The sequence below is a fragment of the Nocardia sp. CC213A genome (assembly GCF_030766805.1).
GTDB lineage: Bacteria > Actinomycetota > Actinomycetes > Mycobacteriales > Mycobacteriaceae > Nocardia > Nocardia otitidiscaviarum.
Window position 1 is genome coordinate 26,526 of record NZ_JASFXA010000019.1, and the last position, 18,598, is coordinate 45,123.

Below are 18,598 nucleotides of genomic sequence, written 5' to 3' on the forward strand. Positions count from 1 at the left end.
AGGAGGTCGTGCCATGAGCGGCGGTGCCGGCATGGGTGCGTCGTTCGATCCGGACCGGATCGGACGACTGCGCGGACAGCTGACCAACCCCGAGACCAGCACGCGGGGATCCACGGCGCTGAAGCTGTTGTGGCAGCGCGCCATTGCGATAATTCTTGCGTTTACCGCGTTTCTCTACGGGGTAGAGGGCGTGGATTCGGTAACGGGGCACAATCTCGATTACGAGGGTGTGCGCCCGCGAACCGACGAGGGCCTGGCCGGCATTCTGTTCGCGCCCGTATTGCACGCCAATTGGGAACACCTCTTCGGCAATACGGTGCCGGTGCTGGTGCTCGGTCTGCTCACGCTGCTCAGCGGAATCGGGCGCGGCTTGGCGGCGACGGCCATCATCTGGGTGATCGGTGGATTCGGCACCTGGCTCACCGGGGAGGTGAATTCGGTGCACATCGGCGCTTCGGTGCTGGTGTTCGGCTGGCTCACCTATCTGATTTCCCGGGGCTTCTTCGCCCGGAACGCCACCCAGATCGTGATCGGTCTGGTGGTGGGGTTGCTGTACGGGTCCATCCTGTTGGGAGTGCTGCCGGGACAGGACGGAATCTCTTGGCAAGGGCATCTTTTCGGGGCGATGGGTGGCCTGGTTGCCGGGTGGGTACTCTCTGGTGATGCACGTCGTCATCGTCGCGGGGCTAACGCCGGCCGTCTCGCGTCGTCGGGGTGACAGCGGATCCGGTCGGCGATATGGGGGATCCCTCCTTGAATGAGACAGCAGCGTGGCAGCATGGGGGAATGCGCCTCACAGTCGTCGGGTGTTCGGGTAGCGTGTCCGGCCCGGATTCGCCGGCGTCGGGATATCTGCTCACCGGCCCGGATATGACGCCCACCGTTATCGATTTCGGTCCGGGTGTGCTGGGCGCGCTGCAGAAGTATCTGGATCCGGGTGAGGTCGACATCTTCCTCACGCATCTGCACGCCGACCATTGTCTGGATCTGCCCGGGCTGCTGGTGTGGCGCCGGTATCACCCCAATCCGCCGTCCGGCAAGGCGGTCGTGTACGGGCCGTCGGACACCTCGCTGCGGATCGGCAACGCCTCCGCCGAAATCGGCGGTGAATGCGACGACTGGTCCGATGTCATCGATATGCGGCAGTGGTCGGTCGGCGCGCCCATCGCCTTCGGCCCCGGCCACACCGTCGAGGCCCGCCGCATGTTCCATCCGCCGGAGTCCTACGGTCTGCGCATCACCACCGCCACCGGGCGCACCCTCGTCTACACCGGTGACACCGCCCTCTGCGACGAGGTGTACGAGCTGGCCCGCGGTGCGGACGTCCTGCTCTCCGAGGCGTCCTGGACTCACGATCCGGCCAATCGCCCACCCGGCATTCACCTTTCGGGTACCGAGGCGGGCATGATCGCCGCCGAGGCGGGCGTCGGCGAACTGCTCCTCACCCACATCCCCCCGTGGACCTCCCGCGAAGACGTGATCGCCGAGGCCAAGGCCGTCTTCACCGGCCCCGTCCACGCCGTATCGCCCGGCGAGACCTTCGACATCTGACCCACTGGGTCACCGAGTCCGCCGCGCACTAGGCTGTGTCCGTGTCGAAACGAGCCGATGGCAGGGCGGACGACGAGCTCCGCGACGTACGCATCACCCGGGGATTCACCACGCATCCGGCGGGATCGGTGCTGGTGGAGTTCGGTCAGACGCGGGTGATGTGCACCGCGAGTGTCACCGACGGCGTGCCCCCGTGGCGGCGCGATTCCGGCCTGGGCTGGCTGACCGCCGAGTACGCCATGCTGCCCGCCGCCACCCACACCCGCAGCGGCCGGGAATCGGTCAAGGGCAAGGTCGGCGGCCGCACCCAGGAGATCTCCCGCCTCATCGGCCGCTCGCTGCGCGCCTGCATCGACCTGTCCACCATCGGTGAGAACACCATCGCCATCGACTGCGATGTGCTGCAGGCCGACGGCGGCACCCGCACCGCCGCCATCACCGGCGCGTACGTGGCGCTCTCCGATGCCGTCACCTATCTGGCGGCGGCCGGTCAGCTCACCGATCCGCAGCCCATCTCGTGCGCCATCGCCGCGGTGAGCGTCGGTGTGGTGGACGGCCGGGTGCGGCTGGACCTGCCGTACGAGGAGGATTCGCGCGCCGAGGTCGATATGAACGTGGTGGCGACCGATACCGGCACCCTGGTCGAGATCCAGGGCACCGGTGAGGGCGCGACCTTCCCGCGCTCCACCCTCGACAAGCTGCTCGATGCCGCGCTGGCGGGCTGTGAGCAGATCTTCGCCATCCAGAAGGAGGCGCTCGCGCTGCCGTATCCGGGTGTGCTGCCGGAGCCGGGGGAGAAGAAGAAGTGAGCCGCCGCGTGCTGGTCGCCAGCCGCAATGCCAAGAAGCTCGCGGAGCTGCGCCGCATTCTCGACGAGGCGGGTATCGCGGGCATCGAGATCGTCGGCCTGAACGACGTGTCGCCCTACGACGAGGCTCCCGAGACCGGCGCGACCTTCGAGGAGAACGCCCTCGCCAAGGCCCGCGACGGTTTCGCCGCCACCGGATTGCCCTGTGTCGCGGACGATTCCGGTATCGCCGTGGACGCGCTGAACGGTATGCCGGGTGTGCTGTCGGCACGCTGGTCCGGTGTGCACGGTGATGACGAGGCCAACAACCGGCTGCTGCTGGCCCAGCTCGGCGACGTCCCCGACGAGCGCCGCGGCGCGCGCTTCGTCTCCGCCTGCGCCCTGGTCGCCGACGGCGTGGAAGAGGTGGTTCGCGGCGAGTGGCCCGGCGTCATCAACCGGAAGCCGCTGGGAGACGGCGGATTCGGCTACGATCCGCTGTTCGTCCCGGACGGCGGTACGGTCAGCGCGGCCGAACTCACGCCCGCCGAGAAGGACGCCGCCTCGCATCGCGGCCGCGCCCTGCGCCAACTCCTACCCCCCTTGGCGGCCCTGGCCCGACCCTGATCCCACGAACGCCTGATCCCACGAACGAGTGCGCCCCGCCGGATCACCGGCGGGGCGCACTGGTCTGCGGCGGCTCAGAGGCCGAAGGTGGCCTTCACCTCTTGCGTGCGCTTGTGCTCGAAGACGAAGGAGAGGAATGGGATGGTGCCCGCGAGCGCGGTGGCGAAGGTGGTCATGGGCTGCCAGCGCGCCTTGATGCCGAGGTCGATGGTGAACACCAGGTAGAGCATGTAGAAGATGCCGTGGATCTGGCCGATGTAGAACAGCCACTCGGGTGCGGTGCTCGAGTCCTCGAGCAGCACGTACTTGTAGATCATCTCGCCGGTGAGGACCAGCAGCCACAGGCCGGTGATCCAGGCCAGTACCCGGTAGCGCAGCAGTGCGCCGCGGATCTTCTCGGGTGCCGCGGCTCCGGCGGGGCGGGGCGCCAGGGTGGGGGTATCGGCGGAGTTGTCGCGGGTGCTCACCCGGCGCTCCTCTCGGTGTCGGGGCGCATGCCCGCACCGCGCATCTGCTCCTCGATATCGCGGGCGTGCAGGTCGGCCAGGTACTGGTTGTATTCGGCGAGGACGGGGTCCTCGTCGCGGGCGGCGGTGGGGCGCTCCGGCAGCAGGCCCGCCGGTATCTCGCGCGGTCCGGACCGCCCGGCGCGCCACGTCGCCAGGACGCCCCGGATACCGCCGCGTTCATCGGTGGTCTCGGTCCGCGGCGTCGGCTCGGTTCGGTCGTCGGTCTCGGACCCGGCTTCGGCGTCGCGTTCCAACCGCACGAAGCGGAAATACGCCCACAGCGCGAACCCGGCGAACAGCGGCCACTGCAGGGCGTAACCGAGATTCTGCGCGGTGCCGTTGCCGGACTCGAATCGCGTCCACTGCCAGTAGCCGAGCCCAAGACAGGCCACGGCCGTCACGACCACCAGGATGATGAGCGCCGGGCGGCGGTGGGGAGCGGACACGCCCTCCACGGTACCCGCCTACTACGCACCCCGTAGTAGGCAGGTGGCGCGGCGGACACCGCGCTCGGGATCAGAACTTGTAGGTGACGCCGGTGCGGCGCTCGGACTCCTCCCACAGCCGCTTCCAGAGTTCCCGATTCTGCGACAGGTGGCTGGAAGGGGAGGGCTCGACCGGCCCCTGGCTGCCGAACAGCCGAGTCGGACCCCAGTACACGGTGGGGTCGGCGTCGGGCATGGTGGCCGCGAAGAGGGAGGAGTGCGCGGCGCGGGCGGGGGAGTGGCCGATCATGCGGACGAAGGGCTTGGAGATCTTGTCCAAGGGGGTCTCGGTGCGCGCGAACAGATCGGTGGCCGAGACGCCGGGGTGCACGCCGTAGGAGCGCTTGGCGGAGCCGGATTCGCTCAGGCGGCGTTGCAGTTCGCGGGCGAACATGAGGTTCGACAGCTTGGACTGCGCGTAGGCGAGGTTGCGCTGGTAGCGGCGGTGCTCATAGTTGAGATCGTCGATCCACAGCTTGGGGGTCTGCCGGTGCGCGATGGAGGCCAGCGTGACCACCCGGTCGCCGATCCGGTCCAGCAGCAGCCCGGTCAGTGCGAAGTGCCCGAGATGATTGACGCCCCACTGGGTTTCGAACCCGTCCCGGGTGCGCGAGAACGGAATGTTCATCAGGCCCGCGTTATTGATGAGCACGTCGAATTCGCCGCTGCTGTCGGCGAAGCGGCGCACCGAACCCAGGTCGGCCAGATCCAGTTCGGCCACCCGCACATCGCCGGGGATGCGGTCGGCGATCTCCTGCGCCTTGGCGGTATTGCGACAGGCCATGACGACTGTGGCACCCTTGCTCGCGAGGACCGTGGTGGTCTGCTCGCCGATGCCGCCATTGGCTCCGGTGATCACGACAGTGCGTCCGGACTGGTCCGGGATCTCGCTGGGCTTCCACGCCATGGGTCAGACCTCACTGGTTCCGGTTCGGTGCGGAGCCGCAGACGGCGGCCCCGCACTCGACCTTACTTCAGAGTAAGTTCCAGGGGTAGACGATACCCGCCAATTTCGGCGCGGCGGCCGGTCAGCGGCTGCCGATGGGCTGGCCGAAGGCGGCCGCCAGGGTGGTGCCGACGGTCTCGCCCCAGACCTGCCAGGTGACCGGGTCGAGGGTCATGGAACCGACATCGGTGGTCCGGCATCCGGAGTCGGCCGGGAGTCCGGCGAAGCGGTCCTTCAGCCAGAGCAGGGCGCGGGGCGCGGCGATGGGGTCGAGGGTCAGGTGTTCGCTGAAGTGATCGCGGGTGTACTCGACACTGGCGTTCGGGTCGACGCAGTAGGTGTCCACCAACTCATTCACCGGGCCGACCGGGATGAGCCAGTCCATATTGGCCTGGTACAGGTACACCGGCATGTTCGGAACGGCCTGCCCCATCCGCGTGCGGTCGAGCACCTCGAGCACCCCCGGGTCCTGGAAGGGATCGGCGTCGAGCATGCCGAGATTGTTCGCGAACGGCACCAGGTAGGACTGGTAGCTCGCGCACAGCTGATCCTTGATCGCCAGCAGCCCGCGCCCGAGCGGATTCATGTGCCGCTCCAGGAAATTCGCCAGCTGCGGATACTCCCGTGACAGTCCCAGCACGGCCGCCAAGATGAGTCCGGAGGACAGATTCCCGTTGGCCAGTCGCAGTGCCGCCGCCAGATCGGCCGGCACGCCGCCGTAGGCCGCGCCGACCACATTCAGCTCCGGTGCGTAGGCGGCCTGTGATTCCGCGGCGTGCCCGGTGGCGATGGCTCCGCCGGAGTACCCCATGAGCCCGACCCGGGTCGCCGTCCCCGGCAACTCCATGGGCGCGAATCGTTGCGCCGCCCGGATGCCGTCGAGGGTGATGTGCGCCGCCAAAGGGCCTGCCGCATAGGCGGAATCGGGACCCTGGTGATCCGGCACCACGGCGGCCCAGCCCTGCGCCAGCGCGGCCTGCACCTCCAGGAACTGCGCGGGCACCAGCAGTGAGCCGGTGATCGGCGCGGGCGCCGAGCCCATTTGCAGCTGATAGGAGGGCATGCAGTAGTTGCCGGTGGAGTCCTCGGCGATCTGATACGAGAACAGCGGCCGGTCGGCGACGTGGCCGCGCGGCTTCATCACGGTCGCCACGGCCGCGATCGGTTCGCCGCGCGAATCGCTGGACCGGTAGGACAGCTGCCAGGCGTCGATGTTCACCGGCAGGAACGACAGGTTGGCGAGGTTGACCTGTCGGGCCGCGATGATGTCGCCGGGTTGTTTGTCGCGATAGGTCTCGGGTGCGGGCCGGTAGAAGTCCGGATCGAAGCCGGGCGGCAGCGGTAGCTGCGGGAAGGGCAGAGCCGGACGAACCGGAACCTCGACCGGCTGGGACGGCGGGTCCGGGACGGGGTCGGCAGCCGCCGTCCCGGACAGTGCCAGCGGCAGCGCCGCCGCGATGGCGGCGACGGCGACCAGCGATTTCGATGCGCGAATGCGGAGTGGTGCCACGGTGAACCTCTCTGAGCGGACTCATGTGAGTCCGCCTGGTCTCAAAAGTGGGTTCGAGTATGCACCAGCCATGACGCGGGTCACAAGAGCGCCTGGTCATGACGTGACCCAGACGGGTGTGACCTATCCCAGCAGATCCGCGAGCAGTGCGCTGCGTCCCGGCTGTCGCAGGGTTCGCATCGCCTTGGCCTCGATCTGCCGCACTCGTTCCCGCGACACCCCGAAGATTCGGCCGACCTCCTCCAGGGTGCGCGGTTCACCGGTGTCGAGCCCGTACCGCAGCGCGAGCACCTGCGCCTCCCGCTCGGGCAGCGTCCGCAGCGCCTTGGCCAGTTGCTCGCGCAGGGCGCCCGAGGTGACGGTCTCCGACGGATCCGGGGCCTGGTCGGCGATGAGCGCACCCAACTCCGCATCATCCTCGCCCACCGGCGTGTGCAGCGAAATCGGTTCTCGCCCTTGGCGCATGAGCTCACGCACCCGCTCGGGTTCCAGTTCGAGTTCGGCCGCGATCTCCGCCGCGGTGGCCTCGCGCCCGAGCTGCTGCGACAGTGCCCGCCCGGTGCGCACCACCCGGTTGAGCACCTCCGAGACGTGCCCCGGCAGTCGGATGGTGCGGCTGCGGTCGGCCAGCGCACGCCCGATGGACTGCTTGATCCACCAGGTCGCGTAGGTCGAGAACTTCAGTCCCCGTTCGTGTTCGAACTTCTCGACCGCCCGCATCAGTCCGAGTGTGCCCTCCTGGACGAGATCCAGCAGCGACCATCCGGCCGGAACCGGATAGTGCTTGGCGATGGAGACCACGAGCCGCAGATTGGCCCGCACCATGTGGTCCGCCGCGCGGCGGCCGTCGGGACCGCCCCGCGCGATGCGCGCACCCAACTCGTACTCCTGTTCGGCGGTGAGCAGGGCCGTGCGGCCGATGGCGCGCAGGTAGTCCTTGACCGGATCGATGCTGACGGTGATCGCGGTGCTGTGTTTCATGCGTTGCCTCCGGTTCGGCCGCCGTGTGGTGGTGACGGAACAAAGTTAGATCAGACCTAAAAATATGTCAACATCGAATTTATGACGAGATCGGATATGCTGGTCGGTATGAGCACACGGACTTCGACTCCGACGGCGGCCCCGCTCGGCCTTCGGGAGCGCAAGAAGCTGCAGACCAGGCAGAACATCTCCGATACCGCCACCCGCCTGTTCCTGGAACGCGGCTTCGACCCGGTGACCATCGCCGAGATCGCCGCGGCGGCCGACGTCGCGAAGATGACCGTCACCAACTACTTCCCCCGTAAGGAAGACCTCGTCCTGGATCTGCACGACGAGTTCGTGAGCGGACTCGCCCGCACCGTGCTGGAGCGGCGCGCGGGTGAATCCGCCCTGGCCGCGCTGCGTCGCGCCTACCTCGCCGACGCCGCCGCCCGGAACCCGGTGGTCGGCTTCTCCGGCCTGGAGTTCGCCCGCCTCATCACCGGCAGCCCGGCCCTGGTGGCTCGGTTGCGGGAATTTCACGAGGAGCGCGAGCGCGCCCTCGCCGAGACCTTGGCCGCGGAGACCGGCGTGGACGGCGCGGTCGACATCACACCGCGGATCGCCGCCGCTCAACTCGGCGGCGTGCACCGGGCACTGTTCGAAGAAACCTTGCGCCGCACGCTATCCGGTGAGGACGACGACACTGTCGCCACCGCGATCCTCGGCTGTATCGGCACCGCCTTCGATCTGCTGGAACCGTCGCTGGGGAACTACGCCGTACGCGCCGCCTGATACCGGTGTATTAGCCGTGTCGTTGCTGTAGATCGGTCGCGCCGCCTCGGATACTGGGCCGATGACCGGTGCCAGCGTGGCCGCGCCCCCGTCCGTGAGCCGAGCCGGTGTGCACCTCGTCTTCGCGACGGTGGTGCTCGGCATGCTCATGGCGGCGCTGGACCAGACCATCGTGTCCACCGCCCTGCCCACCATCGTCGCCGACCTGGGCGGCGCGGGCCATATGGCCTGGGTGGTGACCGCCTACCTGGTGACCGAGGCCATCGCGACCGCGTTGGCGGGCAAGTTCGGCGACCTGTTCGGCCGCAAGCTGGTATTCCAGGTGAGCGGCGCGATCTTCATCCTCGGCTCCATCGTCGCCGGCATGGCGCAGGACATGACCCTGCTCATCGTGGCGCGCGGCATCCAGGGCGTCGGCGCGGGTGGGCTCATGGTCACCTCCATGGCCCTCATCGCCGATGTGATCCCGCTGCGCGAACGCGGCAAGTACCAGGGCGCGCTGGGTGCGGTCTTCGGCCTGACCACGGTGCTCGGCCCGACACTGGGCGGCCTGTTCACCGACCATCTGAGCTGGCGGTGGTGCTTCTACGTGAACGTGCCGCTGGCCGTGCTCATGATCCTCATGGCCGCGCGCTTCATTCCGACGCTGCGCGCCGAGGTGAAACCGATCGTCGACTATCTCGGCATCGCGCTGGTCGCCATCGGCGTCACCTGCCTGATCCTCGGATTGGAATGGGGCGGACAGGAATACGCGTGGGGATCGCCCACCATCATCGGCCTGTTCGTCGGTGCGGCGGTGGCGCTGGCGGCCTTCGTCGCGGTGGAGTTGCGGGCCGAGGAGCCGATGCTGCCCATGCACCTGTTCCGCGGCAATGTCTTCACCGTGTGCTCGGTGCTGAGCTTCATCGTGGGTTTCGCCATGCTCGGCGCGATGACCTTCCTGCCCGCCTTCCTCCAGTACGTCATGGGCGTTTCGGCCACCGCGTCCGGACTGCGCACGCTGCCACTGGTGATCGGCCTCTTCGCCACCTCGATCCTCTCGGGTGTGGTGGTCGGCCGCACCGGCACGTACAAGATCTTTCCCATCCTCGGCACCGCGGTGATGGCGGTCGGCCTGTTCCTCATGTCGACCATGGACGAGAACACCGGGTTCTGGGAGCAGTCGGCGTACATGATGATCCTGGGTCTGGGCATCGGCCTGACCATGCAGGTGCTCACCATCGTCGTGCAGAACACCGTGCCGTACGCCGATCTGGGCACCGCCACCTCCGGGGTGACCTTCTTCCGGACCATCGGCAGCGCCTTCGGCACCACGGTGTTCGGCACCCTGTACACCAATCAGCTCACCCCGAACCTGGCGGCGGCGCTGGAGGAGTCGAAAGTCGTTTCCCCGCAGGTCGCTTCGAATCCCGAGGCGCTGTGGCGGCTGCCGTTCACCGAGATCGCGCCGATCGTGCACGCCTACGCCGAATCCATCGGCTACGTGTTCCGCTGGGTGGTGCCGGTGGCGGTGCTCGGCTTCCTGGTGGCGTGGTTCCTCAAACAGGTTCCGCTGCGCGACAGCGTGCGCGCCGAGGCATCGGATGTGGGCGGCGGCTTCTCGGTGCCGGACTCCCCGGATCGCCTGGTGCAGTTGGAGAACGCCGTCGCGCGAGTGATCCGCGGCCTGCGCGACGACGCGGTCCCAGCACCGCGGATCGCGGCCGCGGCGGGCAGTTCGCTCACCCCGGACGAGGCGTGGGCGCTGGGACAGGTCCGGCTGTACGAGCGGCTGCGCGGAGCGGCGACGCTCACGGATATCGCTCGCACGCACTGGATCCCGCCGGAAGTGATCGCCCCGCTGTACGAGCGGGCGCGACAGCACGGCCAGCTCGAGATCGACGGCGACCGGCTGACCCTCACCGACACCGGTCGGATCGAAGCCGAGCGGATCAAAGGGGCGTGGCGCGCCTGGCTCGACACCCAACTGGTGGATTGGAATCTCAGCGACCCCGACGATCGCGCCCTGCTGGACCGGGCCTTGGACAATATCGCCACGAAACTGCTGGACGAGGCCGACCGCCCGGATGTATTGCCGCTGAAGACCTAGCGCACGCGGCCGCGACCCTGACGGAAAGGGCCACGGCAGCACTGCTTTCAGCGTTCAGGTCCGACGGTGGTGAGAGCCCTCGATCATCCGGCTGCCGCCGCGACGGGGCGCACCGGCGCGTCCCAATCGATCCGGAACCGTTGTTCGGGTCCGAGAGTCTTCTCCGGATCCATCATCTTCACCACGAGCGGCAGCAACAGATACATGGCCCGCCGGGCGATCGGCCCTGCCGCCTTGGTTCGGTTCATCCGCGCCACCCGGGCCGCCACGCCTTCCACCCGGGGGCGGCGCATGGCCTCGTAGGTGGTGAAAGCCGTTGTCGGATCGTCGATGTCGCGCAGGCAACGGGCCAGTTCGAGCGCGCTCTCGATGGCCAGTGACGCGCCCTGCCCGGAGGTGTTGCTCGGCGCGTGGACCGCGTCGCCGCTGAGTACCATCCGGCCGCGATGCCAGTGCGGCACCGACGGCATGATGTGCAGTGCGCCGGCCACCTCCAGTTGCTCGGGGGTGGTAGCCGCGGCCAGTTCCGCACCCGCATCGTCCGCGGCGTAGGTCTCCCGCAGGGTCCGCAGCCATCGGTCGGCGGGCACGGAGCGGGCCTCGGTCAAGGACAGATACTGGTCGTGCGGCAGATTCGCGCCCCACCCGACGCGACCGTCGGGCAGTGCCCAGTACAGGTAGTACGCCTGCGCGCCGAAGGCGAAGACCATGGTCTCGGGCGGCACCTCGACCGGGCAGGTGGTGGCCGCGCCGAAGCCGAGCATCCGCAGGAATCTCGGACCGGGCGCGTTCGGATCAATGAGCCCGCGCACGGTGGAGCGAATTCCGTCGGCTCCGATCAGCACATCGGCGGTGGCGGTGGTGCCGTCGGCGAAGATCGCGGTGACTCCATCGGCATGCTCCTCGACATCGGTGAGCCGCCTGCCGTATTCGAACGGGACCCCGGCGGCGACCGCGTTGTCGTGCAGCACGCGGTGCAGGGTCGAGCGTTCGACCAGGTGCAGCGGTTCCACATCGGTGAGCGACGGTGCGGCCACCCGTCGGCCGCCGACGCTCATGAGCTGGTGCCGGATGGGTGCCGACACCGCGCGTACGGCATCACCTCCGCCGATGATGTCCAGCGCGGCCAGCCCATTGGGGGCCAAGGCCAGCACCGAGCCGATGCCGTAGGCCGGACCCGGATACGCCTCGAAGACGCGGGCGTCGATACCCGCCCTGCGGAGCGCGGTCGCGGCTACCGGGCCGGAGATGCCGCCGCCGATGACGATGGCGGTGCGAATGGGGGACATGGGTTTCTCCTCGGGTGTGTCTACCCGAACCGGCTCATGCCAGGTGAACCCGGTTATCCTGTGGTTGCCAAACTCGGATCCGGTTTCACCCGTACGGGTCGGTTCGAGACGGTGTTACCCGGGCCTCGACGCAGGTGTTGCCGCACCTCGTCGGGGCTCGGTCGGTATCAGGGGCGTTCGCCCCGGACGTATCGTTCAGTTCGTGTCGGGCCTGGTCGGCGCTCCCTTCTCGATCCGGTCGTTCACCTCGGCCGTGATGTCGGCGGGGGAGGCGCCCTCGCCGTACCAGCGCCGCCACAGCTCCACCTCGGGAAAGCTGCCGTCGGCGAAGGAGTCGCGCAGGGCGCGCACCCAGGCCGCCTCGGCCTCCAGCATGGCCAACTCGAAATCGTTCTCGACCAGGAAGAGTCGCGGCAGGGTGCCGTCGAGGTCGGCCAATTGCGCACGGCCGGAGGTGATCTCGGCCTCCAGCTTGGTGAGGCGTTGCCCCAGCAGTTCGATCACCTCGTCCGGAGCCAGTCCCGACATGACGGAGAGCCCGGCCACGAAGCGGCGCGGCTCGGGCTGTGGGTCGGCGATGAGTTCACGGGTCCAGTCGGCGAGTTCGGCGCGTCCGGCCGCGGTGATGCGATAGATGACGCGTTCGGGGCGGGCGCCGTCGCGCTCGCTGCCCACGACCTCGAGGAAGCCGTGCTTCGCCAGATTTCCGACGACGGTGTACAGCGATCCCCATTTGATCGCCATATCCCGGTCCTTGCCGCGGGCCTCGAGCGTGGCGGCGATCTCGTAGCGGTGCATGGGCCGCTCGACCAGGACCGACAGCACGCCGAGGGCGAGCAGATTGCCGACCTTGCGTTTGCGGGCCATCCCGTTCACCTCCTTACTCGTAGACGAATATACGCCTACGAGTATTCATCGGCAAGCAATCCCCGATTCGGCTTTTCCGGCGGCTCGCACCCCCGCTCCGGTAGCCTGCGAAGGCATGGTTGACGTGCAGCGATCCGGATCCACCCTCCGCATCACCATGAACCGCCCGGCCAAGCGCAACGCCCTGTCCCACCAGCACCTGGAGGAGTTGCTGACGGCCTTCCGGGCGGCGGGCGAGTCGGATGCCACCGGCATCGTGCTGGCCGCCGAGGGCCCGGTGTTCTCGGCCGGGCACGATTTCGCCGATGTGGCGACGCGCGACCTCGAGGGTGTGCGGGAACTGCTGCACCTGTGCACCGAGCTCATGCGCACCGTGCAGAGCGTCCCCCAGGTGGTGATCGCCCGCGTGCACGCGCTGGCCACCGCGGCGGGCTGCCAACTGGTGGCCTCCTGCGACCTCGCCATCGCCGCCGACACCGCCGCCTTCGCCCTGCCCGGCGGCAAGGGCGGCTGGTTCTGCCACACCCCGGCGGTACCGGTCGCCCGCTCGGTCGGCCGCAAACGCTTCATGGAACTCGTCCTCACCGGCGACCCCGTCGACGCCGCCACTGCCGCCGAATGGGGCCTGATCAACCGCGCGGTGCCGCTCGCGGATCTGGACGCCGCCGTGGACGAACTGCTGGCCCGCGCCACCCGGGGCAGCCGCGCCAGCAAGGCGCTGGGCAAGCGCACCGTCTACGCGCAGTTGGACCGCCCGGAGGCGGACGCCTACGACATCGCGCTCGAGGCCATGGCCCAGGCATCGCAGCTCCCCGCCGCCAAGGAGGGCATGACCGCCTTCCTGGAGAAGCGTCCGCCGGTCTGGCCGGAGTGATCATCGGTCCTCACGTCCCCTAGGGTCGGTGACATGCGCATCTTCCTGGCGGGCGCGACCGGCGTCCTCGGTGGTCGGCTGGTGCCGCTGCTCATCGCGGCGGGATATCAGGTGGCGGGTATGACGCGGTCGGCGGACAAGGCGGCCGGTGTGCGCGCCGCGGGCGCGGAACCGGTGGTCTGCGATGTGTACGACGCCGCGGCATTGACCGATGCCGTCGTCGCCTACGCTCCGGACCTGATCATGCACCAGCTCACCGATCTGCCCGACGATCCGGCCCGGATCGCCGAGGGGCGCGGTGCGAACGCGCGGATTCGCGTCGAGGGCACCCGCAATCTGCTGGCGGCCGCCGCCGCGGCCGGAGCGCCGCGCGTCATCGCCCAGAGCGTGGCGTGGGAGTTGGGTGGTGAGGGGCAGCGGGCCGCGGAGTTCCTGGAGGACGCGGTGCTGGCGGTCGACGGGGTGGTGTTGCGGTACGGCCAATTCTACGGTCCCGGAACGTATTACCCCGACGACATGCCCGACGATCCGCGTATCCACGTCGCCGAGGCCGCCGACCGCAGTCTGCTCGCCCTCGACCTCACGCCGGGGGTCTACCGCCTCGTCGACGGTTCGGCGCGCGATATCGAGCCCGTCGAGTAGGCCTCGGCACCGTCGGGAGGCGACCGGCCCATGACCAGGGGCGAGATCGTCGACGCGTGCGACTACCGCCTCGGGTTCGGTCGGCAACCCCGGGACATCGGCCCGCAGGTTGTAGAAGGAAGTCATGAGGTCCGCGCGAGGTCGGCGGCGGCGCGGGCGAATTCGCGAACCGAGGCGTTCTCGCCCGCGGTACGCCACAGCAGCGCCCAGCGCACCGGCGGTGCGTCGCGGATGGGAACGAACGCCACGTCGGGCCGGGCGTTGTAGCGGCGTGCGTGCGCCCCGATCGGGAAGACGCCCTGCCCCGCGGCCACCAGGGTGAGCAGTTCGCCGTAGGTGGCGGCGGTGGGTCCGGCCGGAATCGGATGGCCCGCGGGCGTGGCCGGGGGAGTGCGGATATCGCGGATGGCCGCGGGGATCTCGGGCGGCAGCCGCAATACGGTGACCCGGGCCAGCTCGGCCAGGGTGATCGCGGTGCGGGCGGCGAAGGGGTGGGCGGCCGGCACCGCCAGCAGGCGCGCCTCGGTGACGAGGTCGGGACCGGCGGTGATGCCCTCAGCCGGGAACGGCACCATATCCAGCGCCATATCGATCTCCCCCGCGTGCAGCCACGGGATCACCTGTGCCGGTTGGGCTTCGCGCAGCCGCACCGCGACATCGGGCAGGCGTGCGCGGAACTGTTCGGCGGCGCGCACCAGCAGCTGTCCGGTCGCCGCGTCCACGAAGGCGACCTCCAGGGTGCCGGCGCGGCCGCGGCCGGTGTCCATGGTGCGGCGCACCGCGGCGGTGACGCGATCCCAGGCCGGGCGCAGTTCGGCGTACAGTTCCCGCCCGGCCGGTGTCGTGCGCACCCGGCGGCTGCTGCGCTCGAACAGCGGAACCCCCAGTCGCCGTTCCATTTTCGCGATGGTCTGGCTCACCCGCGCGGTGGTGACGCGCAGCCGTTCGGCGGTGCGGCCGAAATGCAGCTCCTCGGCGAGGACGAGGAACGTCTCGAGTTCGTGCCGCTCCAGCATGCCGGGTGATCCCCTCGATCGTTAATCCAAGCTTGATGATCATTGCGCAGGTTCTCATTGTTCCCGATCGCGTGGCGAGCGAGGTTGTAGGAGTCCGATAGCGCTCCACCAGGAGGAACCATGTACGTCACCGAGACCCGCGCCCTCGCCGCCGGCACCGCCGAGGCCGCCGTTCGTGAACTCGCCGACCGGGCCGAGATTCTGGATGCGCTGTACCGATTCGGCCTCGGCCAGGATCTCCAGGACAAGGAGCTGTTCGCCTCGGCCTTCGCCGCGGACGCCGAACTCGACTTCCAGCCGGCCGCCGCGGCGTGGGGTGGCGTCGTCCCGCTCATGACCGGTCGCGACGCCATCGTCACCACCATCCTCGACGGCTTCGTCGGCCGCGTGGACACCACCCATCAGGTCACCAATCCGCGCATCGTCGTCGACGATGACACCGCACGCCTGACCGCTCTGGTGGAGGCGCAGCACCTGCTCACGGTCGAGCACGACACCTTCGCCCTGCTGAAGAACCTCTACGACGTCGAGCTGGTGCGAGATGGCGGGCGCTGGCTGCTGCGGCGCATCCGCATCGACAATGTCTGGTACCAGGGCGATCCGCGCGCGATCTTCGGCGCGTGAGCACGGCTCGGCGAATGCTATTGCGCTAATTTCTCGCAAACGTATGCAATAGATACTCAGCTGGAATATTAGCCTTGGGATCTGCTGCCACTGTCTCGCAGCAAATCTGTGTAGCGTCTGGGGGAGGAGCTTTTCGGATTACTGGAGCAGGTGCTTGGAACCGAGGGAGTCTCAGCAAATGGCAGGCGGCACGCAGGGGCGCGGCACCCGGGAGACCGAGGGCATGCTCGGCGTGTCCGCCAACGGTGCCGTACCGCCGCGTGCCGTCGGACTCATGGTCGCGGCGGCACTGGTGCTCACCTTCGCCGTCCTCGGCGGCAATCCGCTGACCTGGTTCGAGGGCAGTCACGGTCGGACCGAGGAGAGCACCGTGCCCCCGGCGTCGAGTGCGACGCGGACCGCCCCCGTCGAACCCGCCCGCTCGTCCGCCGAGGCCCCGCCCGCCCCGGCCCCGGCTCCCGCCCCGGCCCCGGCTCCCGCGCCGGAACCGGCTCCCGCGCCGGAACCGGTCTACGTGGAACCGGCGCCCGAGCCGCCGCCCGCCCCCGAACCGGCTCCCGCACCCCCGCCGCCGCCCCCGCCGCCCCCGGTACCGGAGGTGCTGGTGCCGTTCCTGCCACCCTGGCTGGTGCCCCCGCCGCCCCCGCCGCCCGCCCCGTAGTCCGGGCGGCCGCGCATCGAAGGAGTCCAGGTATGGCCGAAGGACACAGCGATGGTGACATCACACCGCGCGCCCTCGCGGTGGTCGTGGTGATCGCGGGCGTGCTGGTGCTCGCCGTCGCGGCGGGCATGCTGCTCACCGGTCGCGACGACACGCGAACGGGCGGTGAGCGAGTCCCCGCGAGCACGCTCGCGCCGTCCACCACCGCGCTCGCGCCGACGACCACCGCGTTCGCCCCGGAACCCGCACCCGCCGTGCGCATTCCCACTCCGGTGGCGCCGCCGATAGACCTGGCCGACCGCCGCGTGGGTGACGACTGCACGCACGACAATGTCATCTCGGCGTGGGAGTTCCGGGACGGCGACTGGGTCTGTGTGCCCAAGCCGCCGGGCACCGAGAACTACATTCCGGCCGAGGCGGTGTACCCGGGTCGCTGACCGCGCGTCAGATTCCGGAGACTCCCGCGAGCTGGCCGATTCCGTAGGTGACGGCCATGGCCAGCGCACCGCCGATCACCACGCGCAGCACCGCGCGGCGCGGGTTGCCGCCGCCCAGCCGCGCACTCACCGAACCCGTGATGGCCAGTGCCACCACCACTGCCGCGAAGGTGACCGGAATCCGCCACGACACCGGCGGCAGCAGGATGGCCAGCAGCGGCAGCAGCGCGCCGACGGTGAACGCCACGGCCGAGGAGAGCGCGGCCTGCCACGGATTGGTGAGTTCGTCGGGGTCCAAACGCAGTTCGGCCTCGGCGTGCGCGGCGAAGGCGTCGTGGGCGGTGAGTTCCTCGGCGACCTTGCGAGCGGTCTCCGGTGAGAGTCCCTTGGCCCGGTAGATATCGGTGAGCTCGTCGAGTTCGTAGTCCGGCTGCTCGGCCAGTTCGCGTCTCTCCCTGGCCAGCAACGCCTTCTCGGAGTCGCGCTGGGTGCTCACCGAGACGTACTCGCCGGCCGCCATGGAGATCGCACCGGCGGTGAGTCCGGCGACGCCCGCGGTGAGGATATTGGTGGCGTCCGTGGTCGCCGCCGCGACGCCCACCACCAGACCGGCGGTGGAGACGATGCCGTCGTTGGCGCCGAGCACCCCGGCCCGCAGCCAGTTGAGCTTGGATGCGAACCCTTCTGCATGCGGTTCGTGCGGGTGCGCCTGGGGCCCGGTTGTCTGGTCCACGACCGCAGCCTAAGTGATTCCTCCCATGAATCAAGCGAGGTAAAGCTCTCCTTTCCAGGTGTGCACCGGATTAGCTGCGAAACTGGACAGTATGGCCCGCTTCTTTCTGCGTCACTGGTCCACGCTCGTTCCCCTCTTCGCCGCCCTGGTGCTGGCGGTTTCCTGGGGTCGCGATCTGAACGGGGCAGCGGTGATTCTGGTGAGCGCGGCCCTGATAGGGGCGGTGCTGTCGGCGGTGCATCACGCCGAGGTGGTCGCGCACAAGGTGGGCGAACCGCTGGGCGCGCTGGTGCTCGCGGTCGCGGTGACGGTCATCGAGGTCGGCCTGATCGTCACGCTCATGATCTCCAGCGGTGACAAGGCGGCATCGCTGGCCCGCGACACCGTCTTCGCGGCGGTGATGATCACCTGCAACGGCATCGTCGGTCTGTCGCTGCTGGTGGGTGCGTTGCGGCGGCGGGTGGCGGTCTTCAACGCCGAGGGCACCGGCGCGGCGCTGGCCACGGTGGCGACCCTGGCCACCCTGTGCCTGGTGCTGCCGACGTTCACCACCAGTGAACCGGGTCCGGTGTTCTCGGGTGGGCAGTTGGCCTTCGCGGCGGTGGCGGCGCTGGTGCTCTACGGCGTCTTCGTCATGGTCCAGACGGTCCGGCATCCGGACGATTTCCTGCCGGTCGAGGGCGGTCCCGCCACCGTGGTCCACGATGAGCACGAACAGCCGCCGACCGGTGGGCGGGCGCTGGCCAGCCTGGGCCTGTTGCTGCTGGCCCTGGTCGGCGTGGTCGGTCTGGCCAAGACCGTATCCCCGAATATCGAATCCGCCATCGCCTCGGCTGGGCTGCCGCAGTCCGCGGTCGGTGTGGTGATCGCGCTGCTGGTGCTACTGCCGGAGGCGCTCGCGGCGGTGCGGTCGGCCCGGCGGGGCCGGGTGCAGATCAGCATGAATCTGGCGCTGGGCTCGGCCATGGCCAGTATCGGGCTGACGATTCCGGCCATCGCGCTGGCCTCGATCTGGATCGAGGGGCCGCTCATGCTGGGGCTCGGCGCCACTCAGATGGTGCTGCTGGCGCTGACGGTGGTGGTCGGCGCGCTCACGGTGGTGCCCGGCCGGGCCACGCTGCTCCAGGGCTGTGTGCACCTGGTGGTGTTCTCCGGCTTCCTGTTCCTGGCCGTCAGTCCCTGAGCTTCACGAGCCT

21 protein-coding genes are annotated in these 18,598 nt (G+C 69.2%); 12 read left to right on the plus strand and 9 right to left on the minus strand.

Annotation, left to right across the window (positions count from 1 at the left end; translation table 11 throughout):
* The first annotated feature begins 31 nt into the window (after positions 1-31).
* The 4 genes from QJS31_RS28610 (at position 32) to rdgB (ending at position 2,965) form a co-directional block, all read left to right on the plus strand.
* The gene (locus QJS31_RS28610; protein ID WP_372341781.1) at positions 32-718 is read left to right on the plus strand and encodes a rhomboid family intramembrane serine protease; all 687 of its coding nucleotides are present in this window, start codon (positions 32-34) and stop codon (positions 716-718) included.
* Positions 719-786: 68 nt separating this feature from the next.
* Positions 787-1,551: a cyclic nucleotide-degrading phosphodiesterase gene (locus QJS31_RS28615; protein WP_282785437.1), complete on the plus strand. Its 765-nt coding sequence runs from the start codon at positions 787-789 to the stop codon at positions 1,549-1,551.
* A 41-nt stretch (positions 1,552-1,592) separates the two neighbouring features.
* Entirely contained in the window at positions 1,593-2,360 is a 768-nt protein-coding gene (rph, locus tag QJS31_RS28620; protein WP_282785438.1) for a ribonuclease PH, read from the plus strand.
* Positions 2,357-2,965 (plus strand): RdgB/HAM1 family non-canonical purine NTP pyrophosphatase, encoded by a 609-nt coding sequence (gene rdgB, locus QJS31_RS28625; protein WP_306358169.1) that lies wholly within the window; start codon positions 2,357-2,359, stop codon positions 2,963-2,965. The genes rph and rdgB overlap by 4 nt, the downstream gene beginning before the upstream one ends.
* Before the next feature lie 74 nt (positions 2,966-3,039).
* On the opposite strand, the gene QJS31_RS28630 is transcribed toward rdgB, so the two are convergent.
* The 5 genes from QJS31_RS28630 to QJS31_RS28650 form a co-directional block, all read right to left on the minus strand.
* Positions 3,040-3,432, minus strand: coding sequence for a DUF3817 domain-containing protein (locus tag QJS31_RS28630; protein ID WP_372341780.1), 393 nt, complete (start codon positions 3,430-3,432; stop codon positions 3,040-3,042).
* Positions 3,429-3,920 (minus strand): transcriptional regulator, encoded by a 492-nt coding sequence (locus tag QJS31_RS28635; protein WP_306358170.1) that lies wholly within the window; start codon positions 3,918-3,920, stop codon positions 3,429-3,431. The genes QJS31_RS28630 and QJS31_RS28635 overlap by 4 nt, the downstream gene beginning before the upstream one ends.
* A gap of 70 nt (positions 3,921-3,990) precedes the next feature.
* Positions 3,991-4,866, minus strand: coding sequence for an oxidoreductase (locus QJS31_RS28640; RefSeq protein ID WP_282782792.1), 876 nt, complete (start codon positions 4,864-4,866; stop codon positions 3,991-3,993).
* Positions 4,867-4,987: 121 nt separating this feature from the next.
* Positions 4,988-6,415, minus strand: coding sequence for a lipase family protein (locus tag QJS31_RS28645; RefSeq protein WP_306358171.1), 1,428 nt, complete (start codon positions 6,413-6,415; stop codon positions 4,988-4,990).
* 123 nt (positions 6,416-6,538) lie between these two features.
* Positions 6,539-7,396: an RNA polymerase sigma factor RpoD/SigA gene (locus QJS31_RS28650; RefSeq protein WP_306358172.1), complete on the minus strand. Its 858-nt coding sequence runs from the start codon at positions 7,394-7,396 to the stop codon at positions 6,539-6,541.
* 108 nt (positions 7,397-7,504) lie between these two features.
* Here QJS31_RS28650 and QJS31_RS28655 point away from each other — a divergent pair, with 108 nt between their 5' ends.
* Positions 7,505-8,170 carry a TetR/AcrR family transcriptional regulator gene (locus QJS31_RS28655; protein ID WP_282782798.1) on the plus strand — a complete coding sequence of 222 codons (666 nt, stop codon included), beginning with the start codon at positions 7,505-7,507 and terminating at the stop codon, positions 8,168-8,170.
* Positions 8,171-8,231: 61 nt separating this feature from the next.
* Positions 8,232-10,259 carry an MDR family MFS transporter gene (locus tag QJS31_RS28660; protein ID WP_306358173.1) on the plus strand — a complete coding sequence of 676 codons (2,028 nt, stop codon included), beginning with the start codon at positions 8,232-8,234 and terminating at the stop codon, positions 10,257-10,259.
* Between the two features lie 83 nt (positions 10,260-10,342).
* Here QJS31_RS28660 and QJS31_RS28665 read toward each other — a convergent pair whose 3' ends face one another.
* Entirely contained in the window at positions 10,343-11,548 is a 1,206-nt protein-coding gene (locus tag QJS31_RS28665; RefSeq protein ID WP_282782802.1) for an FAD-dependent monooxygenase, read from the minus strand.
* A 195-nt stretch (positions 11,549-11,743) separates the two neighbouring features.
* Positions 11,744-12,415, minus strand: a complete 672-nt coding sequence (locus QJS31_RS28670; protein ID WP_282782804.1) for a PadR family transcriptional regulator — start codon at positions 12,413-12,415, stop codon at positions 11,744-11,746.
* Between the two features lie 115 nt (positions 12,416-12,530).
* Between QJS31_RS28670 and QJS31_RS28675 the strand changes: the two genes are divergently transcribed.
* Both QJS31_RS28675 and QJS31_RS28680 read left to right on the plus strand, forming a co-directional pair.
* The gene (locus QJS31_RS28675; protein ID WP_282782806.1) at positions 12,531-13,289 is read left to right on the plus strand and encodes an enoyl-CoA hydratase-related protein; all 759 of its coding nucleotides are present in this window, start codon (positions 12,531-12,533) and stop codon (positions 13,287-13,289) included.
* A gap of 33 nt (positions 13,290-13,322) precedes the next feature.
* On the plus strand, positions 13,323-13,931 hold the full coding sequence (locus QJS31_RS28680; protein WP_282782808.1) for an NAD(P)-dependent oxidoreductase: 609 nt from the start codon (positions 13,323-13,325) through the stop codon (positions 13,929-13,931).
* A gap of 122 nt (positions 13,932-14,053) precedes the next feature.
* Here QJS31_RS28680 and QJS31_RS28685 read toward each other — a convergent pair whose 3' ends face one another.
* Entirely contained in the window at positions 14,054-14,947 is an 894-nt protein-coding gene (locus QJS31_RS28685) for a LysR family transcriptional regulator (protein ID WP_282782810.1), read from the minus strand.
* 120 nt (positions 14,948-15,067) lie between these two features.
* Here QJS31_RS28685 and QJS31_RS28690 point away from each other — a divergent pair, with 120 nt between their 5' ends.
* From QJS31_RS28690 to QJS31_RS28700, 3 genes are all read left to right on the plus strand, one after another.
* A complete protein-coding gene (locus QJS31_RS28690) occupies positions 15,068-15,571 on the plus strand; it encodes a nuclear transport factor 2 family protein (RefSeq protein WP_282782812.1) in 504 nt (167 codons plus the stop codon).
* A 178-nt stretch (positions 15,572-15,749) separates the two neighbouring features.
* Positions 15,750-16,232: a hypothetical protein gene (locus tag QJS31_RS28695; RefSeq protein WP_306358174.1), complete on the plus strand. Its 483-nt coding sequence runs from the start codon at positions 15,750-15,752 to the stop codon at positions 16,230-16,232.
* 32 nt (positions 16,233-16,264) lie between these two features.
* The gene (locus QJS31_RS28700) at positions 16,265-16,669 is read left to right on the plus strand and encodes a hypothetical protein (RefSeq protein WP_282782110.1); all 405 of its coding nucleotides are present in this window, start codon (positions 16,265-16,267) and stop codon (positions 16,667-16,669) included.
* Positions 16,670-16,676: 7 nt separating this feature from the next.
* On the opposite strand, the gene QJS31_RS28705 is transcribed toward QJS31_RS28700, so the two are convergent.
* Positions 16,677-17,402, minus strand: coding sequence for a VIT family protein (locus QJS31_RS28705; protein WP_282782112.1), 726 nt, complete (start codon positions 17,400-17,402; stop codon positions 16,677-16,679).
* A gap of 91 nt (positions 17,403-17,493) precedes the next feature.
* On the opposite strand from QJS31_RS28705, the gene QJS31_RS28710 reads away from it, so the two are divergent.
* On the plus strand, positions 17,494-18,585 hold the full coding sequence (locus QJS31_RS28710; protein WP_282782114.1) for a calcium:proton antiporter: 1,092 nt from the start codon (positions 17,494-17,496) through the stop codon (positions 18,583-18,585).
* Positions 18,586-18,598 lie beyond the last annotated feature (13 nt).